Below are 20,469 nucleotides of genomic sequence, written 5' to 3'. Positions count from 1 at the left end.
ATTCAGTCAGCGGGAGAATACATTCTTCAACTGCACCAGGAATGTCACCACCCACGCGCCCGCATACATGCCAGCAAGACCAAGTGCCGTTCTGCGATCAATCAAAGACAGGTTGGTCCACCACCATATCCGGTAGAGCCACAGTCCTGCCGTGCCTAGACCAAGCAGGCAGACGAGCATCTTGAGAAAGGACGAGTTCGCGACACCTAAAGCGCCAAACAAAAGCGTTGCCGGAACGAGAAACATGGTGCAGGCGGATATCAAAGTCTCGTTCATGGCTCCCCAAGACATCTACGAATCGCAGGCTACTTATGCAGTTTGCAGCAACCTGTACCCTTCTGGAAGGCATGTTGGGGCGACCGATCCGCGTTGCAGCGCCGCGTTGAACTTATCCTTTGTAGCGGCTAAGGCATCCGTTCAAATCTTTTGGGGAAGAAAACATGGCGGATACCGCACAGCCGGCAGCGGTCGCGCTTGGCGATGCGACGGTGGCGTTTCGCGTGGCCGGCGACCGCGTCTATACGGCCGTGGAGAAGGCCAATTTGTCCGTCGCCGATGGCGAGTTCGTCGCCATCGTGGGGCCGACGGGTTGCGGAAAATCGACATTGCTTAACGTTGCAGCCGGGCTTTTGAGGCCGGCGGCGGGATCGGTAAGAATCTTCGACCAGCCGCTGACCGGGTTGAACCGCGAGGCCGGCTATCTCTTCCAGGCCGATGCGCTGTTTCCCTGGAAGACCGCACTCGACAACGTCGCCATCGGGCTCGAGATCAAGGGCGCGCCGCGCGAACAGGCGCTGCAGCGCGCGCAGGGTTGGCTGACGTCGGTCGGACTCGGCGCCTTCGCCAACCGCTATCCGCACATGCTCTCCGGCGGACAGCGCAAGCGCGTCGGTCTGGCGCAGGTCCTGATACGTGATCCAAAAATATTGCTGATGGATGAGCCGTTCGGTCCGCTCGACGCCCAGACAAGGCAGATCATGGGTAATCTGCTGCTCGAATTATGGAACGCCGACCGCAAGGCGGTGCTGTTTGTGACCCACGATCTCGAAGAGGCGATCGCGCTGGCCGATCGCGTCGTGATCATGTCGGCAGGGCCAAGCGCGCGCATCATCGGCGACTGGCGGGTAAAACTGCCGCGGCCGCGCGATATTTCGGAAGTCCGCATGGAGAAGGACTTTCACGAACTGCACCGGGAGATCTGGAGCGTGTTGAAGGACGAAGTGATGAAGGGCTACGTACAATCCACGCGAAGTGCGGAGGCAGGCTGATGTCCCGCTCGACGCTGCTCCTATTGCAATTGCTGGTCGCCGTCGTAGCCCTGGCGGTGTGGCAGTTCCTCACCACGGTGCCGGTGTTCGGTAAAATCCTGCTACCGCCGTTCTTCTTTTCCAACCCGATCGATGTCGGCAGCCAGATCGTCAAATGGTTTTCCTCCGGCGTGATCTGGAAGCACCTGATTATCACGCTCTGGGAATCGATTCTCGCCTTCGTGATCGGCTCGGTCGCTGGCGTCCTGGTCGGCTTCTGGTTCGCACGCCAGCCGCGCGTCGCTGCGGTGTTCGATCCCTATGTGAAGATGATCAACGCGCTGCCGCGCGTGGTGCTGGCGCCGATCTTCACGCTGTGGCTGGGGCTCGGCATCTGGTCCAAGGTCGCGCTCGGCGTGACGCTGGTGTTCTTCATCGTGTTCTTCAACGTCTATCAGGGCGTCAAGGAAGTCTCGAACACCGTGCTCGACAATGGCCGTATGCTCGGCATGAGCGAGCGGCAGTTGACGCGGCACGTCTACTGGCCGTCGGCGCTTTCGTGGATGTTCTCCTCGCTGCACACGGCGGTCGGCTTTGCCGTGGTCGGTGCGGTGGTCGGCGAATATCTGGGATCGGCGGCCGGTCTCGGCTACCTGATCCAGCAGGCCGAAGGCGTGTTCGACGTCGCGGCCGTGTTCGCTGGCATGTTCGTGCTGTCCGCCTTCGTCATCCTGATCGACTTCGGCGTGACGCTGGTCGAGCGGCGGCTTCTGGTGTGGCGGCCGGCGGCGGCGGAGGGCAGGGGCTAGCGCTCTTGCCGTCAAGATGCCTTGAGCACGCGACGGTCATTTACGCGTCGAACGCCGCGCGGCTTGTTTGGCAGCATCGTTTGATGGCGGTCCATTGATAAACACTGAGTTCGTAGCGCCTGATTCGAGGGCCCCAGTTGCGAGTTTGAATCACATCCCCGGCAGCGCCATCAAGCCGCAATGGCTCCCGTGAATCAGCTAATGCTCCGAATTTTCTCCCGTGGTTCACGAACGACTTTGGCCTTCTGCGCAAGCGCTGCCGCACTAAACGTGCCCAGGCCTGACTGCGCGGCCGTACGCCAGCCTCCTCCCGATGTCGGCCTCTGGCCCGAGGCGAACACGATTAAGCCGTAGTCACGTCGGCTGTTAGGGAATAGCCTCGAGAGGGAGCGCTGCCCGGCGTTAATCCCCACGATCCGCGCCGGTCGCCATTGTTCATGAGTTCACCTGGAGTGGCAGCCATGGCGCAGAACTTAGTAGCCGGATTGGTCGTGCTAGCTTTGATTGTCATGGGCGTGCTTGCCTACGCCCAGAAACATGAGGGGTGCTTGCACGGGCGCTCGCTCCAAACGTTCAAGCCCTGCGGATCAGTTAGCGTTGACATGTAGCGCTGGTCGCGACGCTGCGGCTAATCTCGCGCGATTTGGTGGCCATGATCCCGGGCAAGATCCTGGTTCGACTATTTCCGTCTGTACGGGCCGAGCCGAGCCGTTCTTCAACCGAACGTGGGTTCTTGGCAGACTGAGCGACTGATCAGGCGACCGCGTTGGGCTCGCTTCCGTGGTGGTCTGTCGAAGTCTGCTGTTTGGCACCTTTGATGCATGGCGACCAACCCTGACGATGTCCGTTTCCAGTGGAAGGCCGGAAGCAGTCGGCCGACGACCAAATGACGCAATTGACCCGTAGCGGACTTCTGCGGGCTATTCAGCGATCCACCAAGGTAAACAATCTCTTAATCGTAGTTTAGTCGAGAGCACACGAAAAACATGCTCCGTTTACCGGACTTGACTACAAACCTCATTAGCTGGACTGAGGCCGGAACGTCTCCATGTTGCGCTCTTTCGTGATTTTGTCAGTGTACCTAGGCATTGCCTGCGTCAGCACGTTGCCGGCGATAACAGCGTTGAAATTCGGACGAGGACTTTTCAGAAACGGCGCGGTCTTATTTTCGGTGCTGGCGTTCTTGCCTCCGCTATGGTTTTTCTTGGTGCACCTAGTCGTGTTTGGCTGGCTGCGCGAAGATAAATTGTATCCGAAGCTCTTCCTCTTTGAGATCGTGCCGTTAGGTCTGGCATGGCTTTGTGCTTGGATCGCGATCGACGATCGGCGAAAATTTGATCGCGCTCATCGCCGTGCTGTCATCTAATAGCGCGTGCCGTATTCCCTGCAGAACGATGCTTGCTTGGCAGTAAGCTTGATCATGTAGTCTCCATATTCAGTATCTGCATCTTTGCTGCCGCCGGGGCGATGGAACAAATCGGAACAAGTGTCGTTCTTCTTAACCTGCTTGCATCGTGGGTAAACTGGGAGGACGAACATGTTGCTTCGAGGTACCCTCATAGTTTTTGCCGCAATGCTCGTGCACACGGCGCCATCCGTTGCAGACAGCGGTTCTTTGATTCATCAAGCTCAATTCCGTGGCCCGGGCAGTGGCCAGTGTCCGCACGGTTACGATTTCAATGATAGAGATGGACGTTGCTATCCGCACGGAGCTGGGCGGGATTATCGTGGTGAGGGACGTATGTATCGTGGCGGCCAATACCCTGTGCGGTCATGGCGCCATCCCGGCAATATAGAGCAGCCCTGATCAATAAGGGCATCAAGCCGAAGATGACCGTTCACAGCCCCGCCGGCAATGGTATCAATGGCCGGCGTGCTGTCGTCGCAAAGCTTCAGCATTCAGCGACCGACCACTTGCGAACGCAAGACAGTGTTGATGTAGCTCCGCGCATCATCCTTGGACTTCAAGTCCTTCCGAATTACGCGACCCGTCGATTGTTTAGAATGGCCCAGCCATCCTGCAGGCCGAGATTTGCTAAAGGCCATCTGGCCCTCAACGGCCTATGTCGGCTTGTGGCACATCGCGTCATTCCGCCGGGATGCGGAATTTGGTCGCTATCCGGGCATAGTGGACGTCCGGTAAGCCACATCAATCAATCTGGATTGCTTCGTCGCTGTCACTCCTCGCAATTGACGGAGGAGGGGGCGTCCGTCCGGAACGGCGGCGCCTTCTCAACGCGGTTGCGCTGCTCTATCTTGCCGCCAACGAATGGAGGAACACATGAAGAAACTGTTCGGCCGGCTGGCCGCTTCGCTGCTGGCGCTCACACTGACCTCGGGATTTGCCGCAGCGCAAAGCAAGGTCACCATCGCGATCGGCGGCGGCGCCTGCCTGTGCTACCTGCCGACGGTGCTGGCCAAACAGCTCGGCGAATATGAAAAGGCGGGCGTGGCGGTCGAACTGGTCGACCTCAAGGGCGGCTCGGACGCGCTGAAAGCGGTGCTTGGCGGCAGCGCCGACGTGGTTTCGGGCTATTTCGACCATTGCGTCAACCTGGCTGCCAAGAAGCAGGAGCTGCAGTCCTTCGTGATCTACGACCGCTATCCCGGCCTGGTGCTTGTCGTGTCGCCCGCGCACACCAGCGAGATCAAATCAATCAAGGATCTGGCCGGCAAGAAGGTCGGCGTCAGCGCGCCGGGCTCCTCGACCGATTTCTTCTTAAAATATCTGTTGAAGAAGAACGGCCTCGATCCGACCAGCGCCGCGGTGATCGGCGTCGGCTTAGGGGCCACCGCGGTGGCGGCGATGCAGCAGGGCCAGATCGACGCCGCCGTGATGCTCGATCCGTCCGTCACCGTTTTGCAAGGCAGCTATCCGGATTTGAAGATACTGGCCGACACCCGCTCGCAAAAGGACACGCTGGCCGTGTTCGGCGGCGAGTATCCGGGCGGTGCGCTCTACACCACGACGGCCTGGATCAAGTCGCACGAGAAGGAAGTGCAGGCACTCACCAACGCGATCGTCAATACGCTCAACTGGATCCATTCGCATTCGCCGGAAGAGATCATGGCGAAGATGCCGGAGGGAATGGTCGGCAAGGACAAGGCGCTCTATCTCGCCGCGCTGAAGAACACGATCCCGATGTACTCGCAAACCGGTTTGATGGACCCGAAGGGCGCCGACGCGGTGCTCGCCGTGTTCAGCGAAGGCTCGCCCGAGGTGGCGAAAGCCAATATCGACGTGACCAAGACGTACACCAACAAATATGTCGAGCAGGCCAGGAAAACCACGGGCGCCAATCCGAAGTGAAAAGGGATAGGATCGGCGTGAAATCGAGCGATGTGAAGCGATGAATGGCACGAGGCCTCCGGCCCTTCATCGCGTCAGCAGGCTCGATCTTGTGGTCGAAACGTGGGCGTGGCCGTTCGCGGAAGCGCGGCGCGCGGACATCGATGCGCATTTTTCCGAGAAACAGCGCGAAAAGCCTACATTGTGGAACGGCCGCGTCCTGCTCGGGCGCAACCCGGTGTTCTCAGGCGACCGTTTGAGCGCCAGCTATTTCGAAACCGACTTCGCCAGTTTTCTGGCCTGGCGCGACTGGGGCTTTCCCGACGCGAGCGTGTTCAACGGTTTCGGCATGGGCGCGCTACTCTGCGCCGATGGCGCCCTTGTGCTCGGCGAGATGGGCCCGCACACGGCGAATGCCGGGCGCATCTATTTTCCGTCAGGCACGCCGGACCTCGACGATATCAGGGACGGCGCGGTCGATATATCCGGCAGCGTCACGCGCGAGCTCGAGGAAGAGACCGGCCTTGCCCCCGGCGAATACGACAGCGAGCCGCATTGGTATTGCTTCTACACCGGGCCTACGCTCGCGATGATCCGCGTCCTGCGCGTCAACATGCCGGGCGACGATCTACGCGAGCGGATCGAGCGCAACCTCGCCTCGCAGCGTCAACCGGAACTGTCGGCCATTCACGTCGTGCGCAGCGCGCGCGATCTGAATTCGGCAATGCCGCGTTTTGTCACGGCGTTCATCGAGGCGCAGCTCGCTTCCCGGCCATGACGCGCAATGCGCTTGACATCTGGTCGCGCTACCAATGTGATAGGCGCCAACCAAGAACAAGAAAATGCAGTGCACAAAAAATAATCCAGGGAGAATTTCATGCCGGGGCGCAAAGCTGCACGCCTTCTCGTCGGACTGTCTGCCGCAATCGCGGTGCTGGGGATGGCGATTTCCGCCGAGGCTCAGGAAAAGAAAATCAAGATCGGCGTCATCTACGACCTGACCGGCCCGCTCGCCGGCGGCGGTTCGGAGCTGCAATATATCGGCGCCAAGATCATGCTCGACCAGTACGCCAAGACCGGCGTCGAGGGTTACAAGGTCGAAGCGGTTTATGCCGACGCCCAGAGCAAGCCCGACGTCGCGATCAACGAGGCGGTGCGGCTGATCGAGCAGGAAAAGGTCAACATGCTGCTCGGCTTCTTCTCCTCGGCGCAATGCGTGCCGGTGGCCGCGCGCGTCGAGCAGCTCAAGAACTTCATGTGGATCACGACCTGCATCTCATCCGCGGTGCTGGCCGACAAGAACTTCAAATACGTATTCCGGCCGCAAGCCTCCGGCGACCAGTTCGGCATGATGACGATGGATTTCATCGCACAGAATTCCAAGGCGAAGCTCGGCAAGGAGCCGAAGGATCTGCGCGTTGCCATCATCCACGAGGACGGCGCCTACGGCGTCGACGTCTCGAAGGGCAACGAGGTCGGCGCCAAGAAGGCCGGCTTCAACGTCGTGCTGAAGGAAGGCTATTCTGCCACGGCGCCGGATCTTTCTTCGTTGGTGACGAAACTGAAGCGCGCCCGGCCCGACGTGGTCTTCCACACCGGCTACAACCCCGACATCACCCTGTTCGGCCGCCAGGCGCGCGAGCAGGGCCTGAAATTCGCTGCTCTCGTCGGCCACGGCGCGGGCTATGGCGTCTACGAGAAGCTGAAGGAAGGTCTGGGCTCCGACGTCAACTATGTCTTCAACACCGACCCGATCTCGATCTGGCTCGCCAACCAGAAATCGATGGATCCGAAGCTGCCGCCCGTCATCAAGATGGTCGGCGAGGAGTTCGACAAGGCCAAGCCGGGCGTCGCGATTCGCTCCGCGCATGTCGGCATGGCGGCATCCAACACCTATCTATTTTTGACCGAGGTGCTGCCGCGCGCCATCAAGAAATATGGCGGCGTCGATCCCGATGCGTTGCGCAAGGCAGCGCTCGAGACCGATATTCCCGAAGGCGGCACCATGCTGGGCTTCGGCGTCAAGTTCCACGGCGAGGGCACCCAGATGGCCGGCCAGAACGAACGCTCGTTCCCTGTTGTCATCCAGTATGTTGACGATAAGTCGTATGTGGTGTGGCCGAAGAGCCAGGCGCAGCGCGAGGCCGTGCTGCCGCTGCCGAAGGGAACCACGTTCAGCAACCAGTAAGAGCCGGGCAAACGGCTAAGCGGAGGTTCTGGAGTGCTGACGGTAGACGGATTGGTGAAACGCTTCGGCGGCTTCACCGCTGTTAACAACGTGTCGTTCCGGGTCGAGCAGGGCGAGATTCTCGGCCTGATCGGCCCGAACGGCTCCGGCAAGAGCACGATCTTCAACATGCTGTCGGGCACGCTGATCCCGACGGCGGGATCGATTGTGTTCAACGGAACGGAGATCGCGGGCAAGGCGCCGCACCGCATTATCAACGGCGGCATCGGCCGCACCTTCCAGATCCCGCGGCCGTTTCACCGGCTCACGATATTCGAGAATGTGGCGCTCGCGGGCTATTACGGCCAGGGCAGCCACAGCCGCGCCCGCGCGGATGAGGCCGCCGAACGCGCGCTGGCCATGGTCGGCCTGCCGACCAGCCGCCACGCCGGCGTCGATGGCTTAGGTGCCGCCGGCCTGAAAAACTCGAACTCGCCAAGGCGCTCGCCACCGGGCCGAAACTTCTGCTCGCCGACGAAAGCCTCGGCGGGCTCGACGAGCACGAGATGGATCAGGCCGCCGACATGCTGCGCAAGATCCGCGACGAGCTCGGCATCACCATCATCTGGGTCGAGCACATCATGGGCGTGTTGATGCGGGTGGTCGATCGCGTGATGGTGCTCGATCACGGCGAGAAGATTTCGGAAGGCCTGCCGAGCGCGGTGGCGAGCGACCCGCGGGTGATCGAGGTCTATCTCGGGACGGATGCGGATTCGAGCCAGGCCGCGGCGGCGGAAGCGCGCCGTCGGGCAGGGGTGTAAGTATGCTCGAACTCAGATCGCTCGACGCGGGTTACGGCAGCTTCCAGGCGCTGTTCGGCATCAATCTCGAGGTCAGGGCTGGCGAGGCGGTTGGCGTGATCGGCCCGAACGGCGCCGGCAAGACCACGCTGATGCGCGTGATCTCGGGCCTGATCCGCCCCACCGAAGGTTCGATCACGATGGAAGGGCGCGACGTCGTGGCGACGCCGGCGCATCGCATCGTCGACCTTGGCATTGCGCACGTGCCGGAGAACCGCCGGCTGTTTCCACGGCTCACCGTCGACGACAATCTGAAGATGGGCGCCTACATGCCGGGCGCGCGCGCCAAATACGCCGAGCGGCTCGAATTCGTGTTCGACCTGTTTCCGCGCATGAAGGAGCGGCGCAGCCAGATGGCCGGCACCCTGTCGGGCGGCGAGCAGCAGATGTGCGCGATCGGCCGCGCGCTGATGTCGGATCCGAAATTGCTCCTGCTCGACGAGCCCTCGGCAGGGCTCGCGCCTGTCGTGGTGCAGCAGGTGTTCGAGCTGGTGAAGCGAATTCGCTCGGGCGGGCTGACGGTTCTGATCGTCGAGCAGAACGTGCAGCAGGTACTGAAGGTGGTCGATCGCGCGTACCTGCTGGAGGCCGGCACCATCCGCGCGTCCGGCACGTCGGAAGAGATGATGAAGACCGACACGATCAAGCAGGCATATTTGGGCGTTTAGGGCAAAGCGAGCATGCAGGCATTCCTCGACACCTTCGACATCTATCTGCTGGAAGCCGTGGTCAACGGCATCCTGCTCGGCGGCGTGCTGGCGCTCTTGGCGCTCGGGCTCAATCTGATCTTCGGCGTCATCGACGTCACATGGATCTGCTACGCCGAGCTGGTCATGATCGGCATGTACGGCATGTACTACATGGTACAGGTGTTCGGCCTGCCGTATTGGGTCGCAGCGCCACTCGCGATCCTGTTGGTTGCAGCCCTTGGCGCGCTGCTGCATTACATTGTCATCGCGCCGCTGCTCACCGCGCCGCCGATCAACCAGTTGCTCGCGACCGGCGGCGTGCTGTTCATCCTGCAGAGCTTTGCCACGGTCGCTTTCGGCATCGATTTCCGCAACCTCGGTATCCGCCTGCCGGTGCTGGCGATCGGCGACATGCATTTCAGCTATTCGCGGCTGCTCGCCTTCGTCGCCGCCTTGCTCGGCATGCTGGCGATCTACTTCTTCATGAAGCGCACCTATACCGGCACGGCGATCCGCGCCGTTGCGCAGGATCGCCAGATCATGTCGCTGATGGGGGTCGATACCAAGCGTATCTATCTCATCACCTCGGCGCTCGGCGGCGCGCTCGCCGGCCTCGCCGCCTGCCTGCTGGTGCTGCAGTATGACGTGCATCCGTTCGTCGGGCTGTCGTTTGGGCCGATCACGTTCTTGATCTGCGTGCTCGGCGGGCTCGGCAATTTCGTCGGCGGTTTCATTGCGGCGTTCGTATTCGCCCAGATCATTTCGCTGGGCGGCCTGTACTCCGACCTCGAATGGGGTTACGTGCTGGCCTTTGCCTTCTTCATCGTCATGATGTTCATCCGGCCCGCGGGCCTTTTGGCGAGGCGCTCGTGAATTCCCGCTACACCGCCTGGGCCGTTGGACTGGCTGCGCTGATCGCGCTGCCTTTCGTCTATCGTGAGCCTTATCACCTGCACATCCTGGTGCTGATCCTGATCTGGTCGTTCGCCTACACTTCGTGGTCGATCATGGGCCGCTTCGGGCTGGTGTCGCTGGGCCATGGCGGCTTCATGGGCGTCGGCGCCTATGTCACGGCGCTGTTGTGGAACCACCTCGACATCACGCCCTGGATCGGCATTCCGCTCAGCATGGTGGCGGCGGGCTTGCTGGCGCTGGTGGTCGCCTATCCCTGCTTCCGCTTCCGCATCACCGGGCACTATTTCGTGCTGGTGACGCTGGCGCTGTCCGGTATCGTGCTGCAGGTCATCACCGCGACGCGTGATTACACCGGCGGTTCGCTCGGTTACACGCCGAACCGCGCGCCCAGCGGCCAGGGGCTGCTGGCGCTGCAGTTCGACGACAAGACGACGTGGTATCTGATCGCGCTCGGCGTCTGGGTGGTGGGCCTTCTGATCTGGCGCTGGGTCGACCGCAGCATGAGCCGCTACGCCATGGAGGCGATCTCGGAGGACGAGGACGCGGCGGCTGCGGCCGGCGTCAACGTGACAGCCGAAAAGCTCAAGATCACGCTGATCTCCGCCTTGATGACCGCGCTCGCCGGCGCGCTGTACTGCCAGTACCAGATGTTCATCTCGCCGGACACGGTCAGCGGCATTGCGGTGTCGCTGCAGATGGTGTTCGCCGTCATCGTCGGCGGGCTCTATGTCTCGCTCGGACCGACGATCGGCGCCATCATCACCATCCTGCTCGCGGAAGGGCTGCGGATCGGTTTCGGTACCAAGGCGGTCGGCTGGGACAACCTGGTCTACGGCGTTTTGCTTGTGGTCTTCATCATCTTCCTGCCCAAGGGCATTCTTGGTAGCGTCCTTGACAAACTGAAGGCGCAACCGAAGAAGCCCAAGACCACATGAGCAAGAAGTCGCAGCCATCGCTGGCAGATGAACTAAAAACCTATGTGGTCCCGTTCCGCTACGACGGAACGGGCGACTTTCACCTGAAGTCGCACAAGACCAACGAGAGGGGCGGTCTCGACAAGGAGGGGGCGACCAGGATCATCGAGGCCAATCGTAGGCGACTGAACGACTTCCAGGAAAAGCTTTACGCCCAGGACCGCTGGTCGCTGCTGCTGATCTTCCAGGGCATGGACGCCGCCGGCAAGGACAGCGCGATCAAGAGCGTGTTCGAGGGCGTCAACCCGCAGGGCTGCGAGGTCACTTCGTTCAAGCAGCCGTCGGCCAAGGAACTCGACCACGATTTCCTGTGGCGCAGCATGGTCGCGCTGCCGGAGCGCGGCCGGATCGGCATCTTCAACCGCTCTTATTATGAGGAATGCCTGGTGGTGCGGGTGCACCAGGAAATTCTCGACAGGCAGAAGTTGCCGCCGCAACTCGTAACCAAAAACATCTGGAAGGAGCGCTTCGAAGACATCTCCGCGATCGAGCGCTACCTGGCGCGCAACGGCACCGTGATCCTGAAGTTTTTCCTGAACGTATCGAAGGAAGAGCAGCGCGAACGCTTCCTCGAACGGCTGGAAGAGCCCGCCAAGAACTGGAAGTTTTCGATGGCCGATATCGGCGAGCGCGCGCTGTGGGCGAAATACCAGGCCGCCTACCAGGATATGATCCGCCACACCGCCTCGCAGGCAGCGCCCTGGATCGTCGTCCCCGCCGACCACAAATGGTTCGCCCGCGTCGTGATCGGCTCGACCATCGTTAGCGCGCTCGACAGACTCGATCTGCATTTTCCAAAGGTCGACAAGGCCGACCGCAGCGAATTCGCCAAAGTGCGCGAGGCGCTGCTTGCGGAGGGTGGGGCCAAAAAGCAGGGTGCGTAGAGCTGCGCTCATCACATCCTGCGTGAGATGAGCACCGCTAGGGGGAGGGAAACCTGCCGCCGGTACTTCCCTCACAGCTCGGGCTACGGGATCGGCCGTGGCCGCCAGGTCACTCCGCCGTTTCCCCAAAAGTATCAGCCAAGTGCGGACAGATGGCGAAGCGCCCGCAGTTCTTTTGCAGCCGCTTGCATGAGCGGCCTTGCCTGCTCATCCTCGCGGCCAACGATAATGCCTGAAACAAAGGCGCGGGCGCGCCTGTCTTGCGGTGAGGCCTGGAGCGCGGCCTCTGCCGCCATCTTTCGGTCCGCAATGAAGTCGTTGAGCGAGCCCAGCGCATCCTGAATCTTCTTCGCATGTTTCGATAGACGTGCGAGCGTCTTTCGCTCGCCTTTGCTGCGGAATAGGCTTTCGAAGAACTCGGCTGCGTACCTGATCTTCTTCATCCTGATCCGGAACTTGTGCCGCTCGTGGGCCGTCATCGCTTGCAGCTTTCCGCCGTCCTTCTGTGCTTTCCGGATGCGCCGATCCAGGAGCTCTGCAGCAAATTCGCCAAGTTCGCTGTTGGCGCCGTTTGTGCGGCTGTGCTGCGCCTCGATCCACTCGAGCACATCGACGAGCAGCGCGCGGCATCGCGGCGAATTGACAGCCTTCCTGGCTTGCTCGAGCGCCTCAGCGCGTTTATCGGCAAATTGCTTCGCGATAGCTTTGCCGCCCCGCTGCGGTACTATTTCGCGGGCGACAGGGCCAATCCTCTCCTCCAGGAAGACGTGGAGCTCGCGGGCGGGCGCAAGTTCGTTTGTCAGCCACCTGAGCTCCGTCCTGATCTCTTCGGTCTTCGCCACCGGCAACGCCTTCGAAAACAGCGAGATGGCTGCGCGCAAGCGGCGCAAGCCCACGCGCATCTGATGCACGCCTTCCGGATCAAGGTTACGGACGGCATCGGCGTTTCCGGAAAAATGATGAAGGGCGGAGCGGGCGATGGCCTGGAAACCCTCGATTGCGCTCATCCGCCTGTCAAGCTCGATCGGCTCGGCAAAGACAGCTTGAGTGCTGTTGCCATTGACGAGATCGTACCCCCGATCTGCCTTCGCTCTCAAACAGAGCTCGGCCGCCAGCTTTCGCTCCAGAGCTTTCGCGACGCGAAACAGATCCGTTGCCGGTCCGCTTTTCAATTCGAGTTCGATCTCCTCGATGCGCCTCGTATGCCCTGCCGCGATGATTCTGCCGCGATCAATGGCCAGTTCCAATTCGCTCCGCTTGGTGCGGACCGGCAAGGTGATGCGATGCACCGAGGTCTCAAAGATCGGCTTCAGCTTGCGCCGCAGCTTCTTCGAAGCAAGCTCCTGAAGTGGAGTGCCGTTCGCCTTGCCGAGATCGGGCCTACGACCTCCTATTTCGGTTTCCCACTCGCCGCGGCTGAACTGAACGCCGGACGTCTTCTTGATCGTTTGAACGTGCTTGCCGTTCGCTCGCCTTATCCGGAGCAGAAGTCCATGCCGCTTCAGCTTCTGCTTCGGAGTGTCGAAGTAGGTCGACAGCAGATCGCTCTCCGAGTGCTTGCCAATTTTGCAGCCGCGCACCGCCAATCTTGAAGATGCCCCGAGATTGCGCTGCGGCATCTGGAATTTAATTTCAGTCTCGACGGCCATTTGGTGCTCGCCTGACGCTACAGGCTGGTAACGCCGGAAAGCGCTTCCGGATGCCTGGCCGTTAGGTCACCGTTTCTGACCCTCTTTTTGGCATTGCGGCGGGCGGCAATTCTCGTCTAGAACAACCCCGGAACGCCGTCCCGGCAACGAACCGTCAATGGTTTTGGCCGAGATTTGAGCGTCCTAAGGGTCTGGCAATGCTGATTCGCAGCGAGAGGTACGGGGTTCGGGGTGGAGCGGCCAAGGCTGCCCCTGCGCTTCCGGCTGCGTCCGCGCCCACCCTGCTTCTTGGCGGGCTTCTGCTTCTTATCGGCCCCTGAGGGCCGTCTGGGCGTTTGCGCCTGGGCACTCAGGGGTTTTGAGCGAGATCACCAGACCCTTCAGCGTCCATGCGAGATGGCGCTACGATCCAAAAGGAATTCAGCATATGACATCAGCGAATAAGTCCGAGAAGGACCGCGTCGTTATTTTCGACACCACCTTGCGCGATGGCGAGCAGTGCCCGGGCGCGACCATGACGTTCGAGGAAAAGCTCGAGGTCGCCGAAATGCTCGACGACATGGGTGTCGACGTCATCGAGGCGGGCTTCCCGATCACGTCGGAAGGCGACTTTCAGGCGGTCAGCGAGATTGCCCGCCGCTCCAAGAACGCCGTGATCGCCGGCCTGTCGCGCGCGCATCCCAAGGACATCGATCGCTGCGCCGAAGCGGTGAAGTTTGCAAAGCGCGGCCGCGTCCACACCGTGATCGCGACCTCGCCGTTGCATATGCGGGTGAAATTGAACATGACGCCGGAGCAGGTGGTCGAGCTCTCGATTGCCAACGTCAGCCGCGCCCGCAACCAGATCGACGACGTCGAATGGTCGGCCGAGGACGGCACCCGCAGCGAGATGGATTTCCTCTGCCGGATCGTCGAAGCCGTCATCAAGGCCGGCGCCACCACGGTCAATATCCCTGACACCGTCGGCTACACCGTGCCGGAGGAATACACCCACTTCATGAAGACGCTGATCGAGCGGGTGCCGAATTCCGACAAGGCGATCTTCTCCGTCCACTGCCATAACGACCTCGGCATGGCGGTAGCGAACTCGCTGGCCGGCATCGCCGGCGGCGCGCGCCAGGTCGAATGCACCGTCAACGGCATCGGCGAGCGCGCGGGCAACGCTGCGCTCGAAGAGATCGTGATGGCGATCAACGTGCGCAACGACAAGTTTCCGTGGTGGAACAAGATCGACACCACGCAGTTGACGCGCGCCTCGAAGCTGGTATCGGCGGCGACCTCGTTCCCGGTGCAGTACAACAAGGCGATCGTCGGCCGTAACGCGTTCGCGCACGAAAGCGGTATCCATCAGGACGGCGTGCTGAAGGACGCCTCCACCTACGAGATCATGCGGCCCGAGATGGTCGGCCTAAAGCAGTCCTCGCTGGTGCTCGGCAAGCATTCCGGACGACATGCGTTTGTGCACAAGCTGGAAGAGATGGGCTACAAGCTCGGCCCGAACCAGCTCGAAGATGCCTTTGCGCGGATGAAGGCGCTGGCCGACCGCAAGAAGGACATCTACGACGAGGACATCGAGGCGCTGGTCGACGAGGAAATGGCGGCTTCGCACGATCGCATCAAGCTCACCTCGCTGACGGTGATCGCCGGCACCCATGGTCCGCAGCGCGCCACCATGAAGCTCGACGTCGACGGCCAGATCAGGATCGAGGAGGCCGAAGGCAACGGCCCGGTCGATGCGGTGTTCAACTGCATCAAGGCGCTGGTGCCGCACGAAGCAAAGCTGGAGCTGTACCAGGTCCATGCCGTCACCGAAGGCACCGACGCGCAAGCCGAAGTCTCGGTGCGGCTCTCGCACGAGGGCCGCTCGATGACGGCGCGCGCCGCCGATCCGGATACGCTGGTCGCTTCCGCAAAGGCCTATCTCGGCGCGCTCAACAAAATCGTCATGAAGCGCCAGCGCGACATGCCGGCGGCGGCGGCAGGCTGAACGTTCCACACCACACCTCCGCCATTCCGGGACGGTCCAAAAGACCGGCCCCGGAACTATCGGCCTGAGGCCGAGCCGGCTTCTTTTGGAGCCCCTGCAGCCGGCAAAGTTACTTTGGAGCACACGCTCGATCTGGTAGAGTCCACACCAGCCAGGAGAAAGGCCGTGGACGAGCTGGAGCGCTGGCTGGTGCCGCTTGGCCTGGTGCAACTCGCACCCGTGTTGCGGACGAACGACGTCGATCTCAATATCCTGCCTGAGCTGAGTGAGGCGGACCTGGAGAAGCTCGGTCTCTCGCTTGGCCAGCGCAAGAAGCTATTGAAAGCGGCCGCTTGCCTGCCAAAGCCCTCAGCATCCGGAGACTCGAGCGCCGCGCCGGCACCAAGCTTGAGCGCGGTCTCTTCGGCCGAACGGCGGCAGCTCACCGTGATGTTCTGCGACCTCGTCGGCTCGACCGCGCTATCGGCTGGTCTTGACCCCGAGGACCTGCGTGAGGTGATTGGCGTCTATCACCGCTGCGTCGCTGAGACGGTCGCCCGCTTCGACGGTTTCGTCGCGAAGTACATGGGCGACGGCGTACTGCTTTATTTCGGTTACCCGCAGGCGCATGAGGACGATGCCGAGCGAGCGGTGCGCGCCGGTTTGGCGCTCATCGACGCCGTCGACCAACTGCAAACATCCGAGCGTCTTCGGGTCCGCATCGGCATCGGGACAGGGCTGGTCGTGGTCGGCGATCTCACTGGCTCGGGCGAGGCACTGGAACGCGCCGTGGTGGGTGAGACGCCCAACCTCGCGGCGCGCCTGCAGGCACTTGGCGAGCCGAACACCATCGTCGTGGGTCCCATGACGCGTCACCTGCTGGGCGATCTTTTCGAGTACCGCGATCTCGGAACGGTCGCGATGAAAGGCTTTCCGCAGCCGGTGCAAGCCTATCAGGTGCTCCGGTCGAGCGCCGTCGAGAGCCGGTTTGAAGCCTTCCATTCGGCCGGCCTGACGCCACTGGTCGGCCGCGAGGAAGAGCTCGAACTGCTGCTGCGCCGGTGGCAGCGCGCGACCTCTGGGGAGGGGCAGGTGGTGCTGCTCTCAGCGGAGCCCGGGGTCGGGAAATCGCGACTGGTGGCGGCCCTCCAGGAGAAGCTGCAAGCCGAACGGTACTCGCGCTTGCGCTGCTTCTGCTCGCCGCACCACCAGGGCAGCGCGCTGTACCCCGTCATCAAGCAACTGGAGCGGGCGGCCGGGTTCACCAGGGACGACCCACCGGCGGTCAGGCTCGACAAAATCGAGGCGCTGTTAACGGCCTCAGCGACCGCTACCGAATCCATGCCGCTATTGGCCGAGCTGCTATCATTGCCCGCCGACCGCTACTGCCCGGTATCGCTCAGTCCGCCTGCGAAGAAGGAGCGCACGCTCCAGGCGCTGCTCCGGCAAGTGGAGGATCTGTCTCGGCGCAATCCCGTGCTGTGGGTCTTCGAAGATGTGCACTGGATCGACCCGACCTCGCTCGAGCTCCTGCAAGTGGCGGTCGATCGCGTGCAGCAACTGCCGGTGTTGCTACTCCTCACCTTCCGACCGGAGTTCTTGCCACCGTGGATCGGCCAGCCGCACGTCACGATGCTGGCGCTCGGCCGCTTGAACCGGCGTGACACCGCGGCCCTCGTACAGCGGGTGGTTGGCGACAAGGTGCTGCCCAGCGCGGTCCTCCACGAGATCATCGACCGCACGGACGGCGTGCCGCTGTTTGTGGAGGAACTGACCAAGGCTGTGCTAGAAGCGGGAGCCGAAGGGGACGCCAAGGCCGTGCTTTCGCGAACCTCACCGGGTGCACTCGCCGTCCCAGCTACCCTGCACGCCTCGCTCCTCGCCCGTCTCGACCGTCTCAGTCCGGAAGCCAAAGAAGTCGCCCAGAGCGGCGCCGCCATTGGCCGGGAGTTCACCGACGATCTGATACGGACCGTGTCGCCGCTGCCGGAGGTGCCCTTGCAGTCGGCCCTTGAACAGCTCGCCGCGTCGCAACTGATTTTCCGCCGTGGCTCATCGGCTTACAGCTTCAAGCATGCCCTCGTTCAGGACACCGCCTATGGCACGTTGCTGCGCGGCAAGCGGCAGGCGCTGCACGCGCGCATTGCCCGGGCGCTCGAGGGGAACTTCCCGGACATTGCGGCTACCCAGCCAGAGGTGCTGGCGCACCACTTCACCGAGGCTGACCTCACGGAAGACGCTGTTACCTACTGGCGCAAGGCTGGCCAGCGCGCGGCCGAGCGCTCGGCACACGCGGAGGCGATCGCCCATCTCCGCAAGGGGCTGATGCTCATCGATCGGGTCGCCGAGCCTGCGGAACGTGCCCGCCGCGAACTCGACCTGCAGCTCGTGCTTGCGCCGGTGCTGATCAGCACCAAGAGCTGGTCGGCACCGGAGGTGGAGCAAGTCTACCTGCGTGCCCGTGACCTATGCCGGCAAGCCGGCGATGTGGCGCAGCTCTTTACCGTGAGCTGGGGGTTGTGGCTCGTTTACCAGCAACGCTGCGAGTTTAAGACGGCTCGCGATCTGCTGGACGAGCTGTTCGCACTCGCGCGGCAGAGCACAGATCCGGCGCTCCTCCTGCAGGCGCATCATGCCGCATGGACAACCCTTCTCAATCTCCCGGATCTGACCGCGTGCAGGGCGCATCTCGAGGCGGGATTGGCGCTCTATAGGCCGGACGCGTACCGTGCCCATAAATTCCTCTATGGCAGCCACGACGCGGCTGTCTGCAACCGATACACCGAGGCTGCCACGCTGTGGCCGCTTGGCTTCCCCGAGCAGGCGCTTGCCGCTGCGCGCGAAGCGGTGAGCATGGCGCGGGAGCTGTCGCATCCTTTTAGCCTTGTTCTCGCCCTGGTGTTCGCAGCGATGATCTACCAGCATCGGCGCGAAGCCGAGCCGGCCCGGGAGCAAGCGGAAGCCGCGGTCGCGGTGTGCGCCGAGCACGGCATCGCACCGCACTTGGAGGCGGCTGGGAGAATCTTTCGGGGCTGGGCGATAGCGGTACGCGGTCAGGCTGTGGAAGGGATCGCGGAGATTCGTGAAGGTCTCGCGGCCGTTGGGCAGACGGGCGTGCGCATCCGTCGGCCCTTTTATCTCGCGCTGCTGGCTGAAGCTTCGGCGCGCGCCGGAGAAATCGAGCAAGGATTGAATGCGCTGGCCGAAGCTGCGGCCGCTGTCGAGGAGACAGGCGAGCGGCGATGGGAGGCGGAAATCTATCGCTTGATTGGGGAACTGACGGTGGCGAGGCGAGGCGGCGACGGGATCGAAGCCGAAGCGTGCTTTCGGCGTGCGCTTGACGTGGCGAGGCGCCAGAGCGCCAGGGCCCTGGAGCTGCGCACTACCGCCAGCTTGGCCCGGCTATGGCGTGATCAGGGCAAGCCGCGGCAGTCCCATGATCTCCTCGCGCCGGTCTATGGCTGGTTCACGGAAGGTTTCGATACTCCCGATCTGCGGGAGGCCAAGGCGCTGCTTGATGCGCTCCGGTAACGCTCCTGTGGTGTCCATCCATCAGGACCGTTCGATGACCGCACGCGCCGCCGGCATCCTGAAGGCTTGTTCTCCAGACCCGATGCCCGGTCTGGATACACCCGCCCGTCCGGCGACGACGGATAAGAATTTTCCGCTAGGCCGCTAACCTTTGCCGCGGTTGCCTCGAACCTCCAGTTGGGAACCCTGCGAAGCCCAGGCCGCTGCAGCGCACAAGTAACATCTGCGGCCTCCGAAACGAAACTCATCCAGATCAACAAGGAGAATACCATGCTGACCCGCAGATTAATGCTCGGAGCCGTGCTCGCTGCCGGAACGCTCGCCGCTTCGCCGGTTTTCGCGGAGGGCGCGCATGCGTTCGATGCCAAGGCGTTCGCCGCGGCCCAGAAGGCCGGCAAGCCAATTCTGATTGCGGTTCATGCGCCGTGGTGCCCGACTTGCAAAGCGCAGGCCCCGATCCTGAGCGATCTGAGGGCTGATCCAAGGTTTAAGGATCTCGTCTACTTCGTCATCGATTTCGATAGCCAGAAGGACCTGCTCAATCGGTTCGGCGTCCGTGCGCAATCGACGCTGATTGCCTTCAAGGGCGACAAGGAAGCGGCCCGCTCGGTCGGCGATACCAAGCGGAATTCGATCTTCGCCATGGTCGGAAAAGCCGTCTGACTTCGTCGTCGAGCGTGCCGGCAAAGGTGACTTCGAGCAAAGGCGACTTGGAGATGGGGAAGCGGCGATGACGATCGGCGGTGCAGTTCTGGCGTTTCTCGCAGGAATTCTCTCGATCCTTTCACCTTGCGTGCTCCCGATACTTCCAATCGTGCTGGCTACCGCGGCATCGAGCCATCGTCACGGACCTTTGGCGCTTGCTGCCGGGTTGTGCCTCTCGTTTGCCGGCATCGGGTTATTTCTGGCGACGGTCGGCCACTCGATCGGATTGGATGCCGACCGGCTGCGCTATGTCGCGGCGATGCTGATCATGCTTGTCGGCATCGTGCTCGTCGCTCCGCGGCTACAGGCGCAGATCGCGGTTGCAGCGGGCCCGATCGGAAATTGGGCCGACAGCAGGCTGGCAACGAGCCGCGCAAGCGGTGTAGCCGGACAGTTTTGGATCGGGGTCCTGCTGGGCGCCGTATGGAGTCCTTGCGTAGGGCCGACGCTTGGCGCCGCGTCGTTGCTGGCCGCCCAGGGCAAGGATCTTGGTCAGGTGGCACTGACAATGCTCGCGTTTGGCATCGGCGCGGCGTTGCCATTGCTGGGGTTGGGATGGCTTTCCCGGGAAGCGATGGCGCGCTGGCGCGGCCGATTGCTGGCTGCGGGTAGCGGAATGAAATCTGCGCTCGGTCTTTTGCTGCTCGTCGCAGGCATGCTCGTCATCTCGGGAGCGGACAAGGCGCTCGAAGCATTCCTGGTCGATGTTTCGCCGGAATGGCTGACTAACTTGACCACGCGGTTCTAGACCCGTCGGCGAGTTGCATACAAAGGGTGGTGCCGG

At 62.2% G+C, this 20,469-nt stretch carries 17 protein-coding genes and 1 pseudogene; 16 read left to right on the top strand and 2 right to left on the bottom strand.

Annotated features, from left to right (window positions below; genetic code table 11):
* Positions 1-6: 6 nt before the first annotated feature.
* The gene (locus tag ACFXS9_RS26080; RefSeq protein WP_392693560.1) at positions 7-276 is read right to left on the bottom strand and encodes a hypothetical protein; all 270 of its coding nucleotides are present in this window, start codon (positions 274-276) and stop codon (positions 7-9) included.
* A 164-nt stretch (positions 277-440) separates the two neighbouring features.
* On the opposite strand from ACFXS9_RS26080, the gene ACFXS9_RS26075 reads away from it, so the two are divergent.
* The 12 genes and pseudogenes from ACFXS9_RS26075 (at position 441) to ACFXS9_RS26020 (ending at position 11,834) form a co-directional block, all read left to right on the top strand.
* On the top strand, positions 441-1,268 hold the full coding sequence (locus ACFXS9_RS26075; RefSeq protein ID WP_392693558.1) for an ABC transporter ATP-binding protein: 828 nt from the start codon (positions 441-443) through the stop codon (positions 1,266-1,268).
* Positions 1,268-2,056, top strand: a complete 789-nt coding sequence (locus tag ACFXS9_RS26070; RefSeq protein ID WP_392693555.1) for an ABC transporter permease — start codon at positions 1,268-1,270, stop codon at positions 2,054-2,056. The genes ACFXS9_RS26075 and ACFXS9_RS26070 overlap by 1 nt, the downstream gene beginning before the upstream one ends.
* A 1,048-nt stretch (positions 2,057-3,104) precedes the next feature.
* The gene (locus tag ACFXS9_RS26065; protein WP_392693553.1) at positions 3,105-3,422 is read left to right on the top strand and encodes a hypothetical protein; all 318 of its coding nucleotides are present in this window, start codon (positions 3,105-3,107) and stop codon (positions 3,420-3,422) included.
* A gap of 915 nt (positions 3,423-4,337) precedes the next feature.
* Positions 4,338-5,366 carry an ABC transporter substrate-binding protein gene (locus ACFXS9_RS26060; RefSeq protein WP_392693550.1) on the top strand — a complete coding sequence of 343 codons (1,029 nt, stop codon included), beginning with the start codon at positions 4,338-4,340 and terminating at the stop codon, positions 5,364-5,366.
* A gap of 40 nt (positions 5,367-5,406) precedes the next feature.
* Positions 5,407-6,123 (top strand): NUDIX hydrolase, encoded by a 717-nt coding sequence (locus ACFXS9_RS26055; protein WP_392693547.1) that lies wholly within the window; start codon positions 5,407-5,409, stop codon positions 6,121-6,123.
* 99 nt (positions 6,124-6,222) lie between these two features.
* Complete coding sequence (locus ACFXS9_RS26050; protein WP_392693544.1) at positions 6,223-7,533, top strand: ABC transporter substrate-binding protein; 1,311 nt, start codon at positions 6,223-6,225, stop codon at positions 7,531-7,533.
* A 33-nt stretch (positions 7,534-7,566) separates the two neighbouring features.
* A complete protein-coding gene (locus ACFXS9_RS26045; protein ID WP_392693542.1) occupies positions 7,567-8,166 on the top strand; it encodes an ATP-binding cassette domain-containing protein in 600 nt (199 codons plus the stop codon).
* Complete coding sequence (locus ACFXS9_RS26040; protein ID WP_392693539.1) at positions 8,097-8,333, top strand: hypothetical protein; 237 nt, start codon at positions 8,097-8,099, stop codon at positions 8,331-8,333. Before ACFXS9_RS26045 ends, ACFXS9_RS26040 begins: the two co-directional genes overlap by 70 nt.
* A gap of 2 nt (positions 8,334-8,335) precedes the next feature.
* Positions 8,336-9,040, top strand: coding sequence for an ABC transporter ATP-binding protein (locus ACFXS9_RS26035; protein ID WP_334383380.1), 705 nt, complete (start codon positions 8,336-8,338; stop codon positions 9,038-9,040).
* Positions 9,041-9,052: 12 nt separating this feature from the next.
* A complete protein-coding gene (locus ACFXS9_RS26030) occupies positions 9,053-9,934 on the top strand; it encodes a branched-chain amino acid ABC transporter permease (protein WP_392693537.1) in 882 nt (293 codons plus the stop codon).
* Positions 9,931-10,942: pseudogene (locus ACFXS9_RS26025) on the top strand (branched-chain amino acid ABC transporter permease). The gene ACFXS9_RS26030 and the pseudogene ACFXS9_RS26025 overlap by 4 nt, the downstream one beginning before the upstream one ends.
* On the top strand, positions 10,908-11,834 hold the full coding sequence (locus ACFXS9_RS26020) for a polyphosphate kinase 2 family protein (protein WP_392693534.1): 927 nt from the start codon (positions 10,908-10,910) through the stop codon (positions 11,832-11,834). Before ACFXS9_RS26025 ends, ACFXS9_RS26020 begins: the two are co-directional and overlap by 35 nt.
* 134 nt (positions 11,835-11,968) lie before the next feature.
* Here ACFXS9_RS26020 and ACFXS9_RS26015 read toward each other — a convergent pair whose 3' ends face one another.
* Positions 11,969-13,453, bottom strand: coding sequence for a CHAD domain-containing protein (locus ACFXS9_RS26015; RefSeq protein WP_392700012.1), 1,485 nt, complete (start codon positions 13,451-13,453; stop codon positions 11,969-11,971).
* Between the two features lie 457 nt (positions 13,454-13,910).
* Between ACFXS9_RS26015 and ACFXS9_RS26010 the strand changes: the two genes are divergently transcribed.
* The 4 genes from ACFXS9_RS26010 to ACFXS9_RS25995 all read left to right on the top strand — a co-directional run bounded on the left by ACFXS9_RS26010 (position 13,911) and on the right by ACFXS9_RS25995 (position 20,433).
* Positions 13,911-15,470 carry a 2-isopropylmalate synthase gene (locus tag ACFXS9_RS26010; protein ID WP_392693532.1) on the top strand — a complete coding sequence of 520 codons (1,560 nt, stop codon included), beginning with the start codon at positions 13,911-13,913 and terminating at the stop codon, positions 15,468-15,470.
* 165 nt (positions 15,471-15,635) lie between these two features.
* Entirely contained in the window at positions 15,636-18,980 is a 3,345-nt protein-coding gene (locus ACFXS9_RS26005) for an AAA family ATPase (protein ID WP_392693530.1), read from the top strand.
* A 270-nt stretch (positions 18,981-19,250) separates the two neighbouring features.
* Positions 19,251-19,643 (top strand): thioredoxin family protein, encoded by a 393-nt coding sequence (locus tag ACFXS9_RS26000; protein WP_392693528.1) that lies wholly within the window; start codon positions 19,251-19,253, stop codon positions 19,641-19,643.
* Between the two features lie 67 nt (positions 19,644-19,710).
* The gene (locus ACFXS9_RS25995; RefSeq protein ID WP_392693526.1) at positions 19,711-20,433 is read left to right on the top strand and encodes a cytochrome c biogenesis CcdA family protein; all 723 of its coding nucleotides are present in this window, start codon (positions 19,711-19,713) and stop codon (positions 20,431-20,433) included.
* Positions 20,434-20,469: the final 36 nt, after the last annotated feature.

It is taken from the genome of Bradyrhizobium sp. RDI18, from assembly GCF_043203335.1.
Classification (GTDB): domain Bacteria; phylum Pseudomonadota; class Alphaproteobacteria; order Rhizobiales; family Xanthobacteraceae; genus Bradyrhizobium; species Bradyrhizobium retamae.
Note: the sequence above shows the minus strand (reverse complement) of the source record. Positions and strands in the feature narration are given on the sequence as shown.

Excerpts from the sequence above, each read along its gene's own strand:
- ACFXS9_RS26080 (WP_392693560.1), bottom strand. The coding sequence starts at position 276 with ATGAACGAGACTTTGATATCCGCCTGCACCATGTTTCTCGTTCCGGCA.
- ACFXS9_RS26075 (WP_392693558.1), top strand. The coding sequence starts at position 441 with ATGGCGGATACCGCACAGCCGGCAGCGGTCGCGCTTGGCGATGCGACG.
- ACFXS9_RS26070 (WP_392693555.1), top strand. The coding sequence starts at position 1,268 with ATGTCCCGCTCGACGCTGCTCCTATTGCAATTGCTGGTCGCCGTCGTA.
- ACFXS9_RS26065 (WP_392693553.1), top strand. The coding sequence starts at position 3,105 with ATGTTGCGCTCTTTCGTGATTTTGTCAGTGTACCTAGGCATTGCCTGC.
- ACFXS9_RS26060 (WP_392693550.1), top strand. The coding sequence starts at position 4,338 with ATGAAGAAACTGTTCGGCCGGCTGGCCGCTTCGCTGCTGGCGCTCACA.
- ACFXS9_RS26055 (WP_392693547.1), top strand. The coding sequence starts at position 5,407 with ATGAATGGCACGAGGCCTCCGGCCCTTCATCGCGTCAGCAGGCTCGAT.
- ACFXS9_RS26050 (WP_392693544.1), top strand. The coding sequence starts at position 6,223 with ATGCCGGGGCGCAAAGCTGCACGCCTTCTCGTCGGACTGTCTGCCGCA.
- ACFXS9_RS26040 (WP_392693539.1), top strand. The coding sequence starts at position 8,097 with ATGCTGCGCAAGATCCGCGACGAGCTCGGCATCACCATCATCTGGGTC.
- ACFXS9_RS26035 (WP_334383380.1), top strand. The coding sequence starts at position 8,336 with ATGCTCGAACTCAGATCGCTCGACGCGGGTTACGGCAGCTTCCAGGCG.
- ACFXS9_RS26030 (WP_392693537.1), top strand. The coding sequence starts at position 9,053 with ATGCAGGCATTCCTCGACACCTTCGACATCTATCTGCTGGAAGCCGTG.
- ACFXS9_RS26020 (WP_392693534.1), top strand. The coding sequence starts at position 10,908 with ATGAGCAAGAAGTCGCAGCCATCGCTGGCAGATGAACTAAAAACCTAT.
- ACFXS9_RS26015 (WP_392700012.1), bottom strand. The coding sequence starts at position 13,453 with ATGCCGCAGCGCAATCTCGGGGCATCTTCAAGATTGGCGGTGCGCGGC.
- ACFXS9_RS26010 (WP_392693532.1), top strand. The coding sequence starts at position 13,911 with ATGACATCAGCGAATAAGTCCGAGAAGGACCGCGTCGTTATTTTCGAC.
- ACFXS9_RS26000 (WP_392693528.1), top strand. The coding sequence starts at position 19,251 with ATGCTGACCCGCAGATTAATGCTCGGAGCCGTGCTCGCTGCCGGAACG.
- ACFXS9_RS25995 (WP_392693526.1), top strand. The coding sequence starts at position 19,711 with ATGACGATCGGCGGTGCAGTTCTGGCGTTTCTCGCAGGAATTCTCTCG.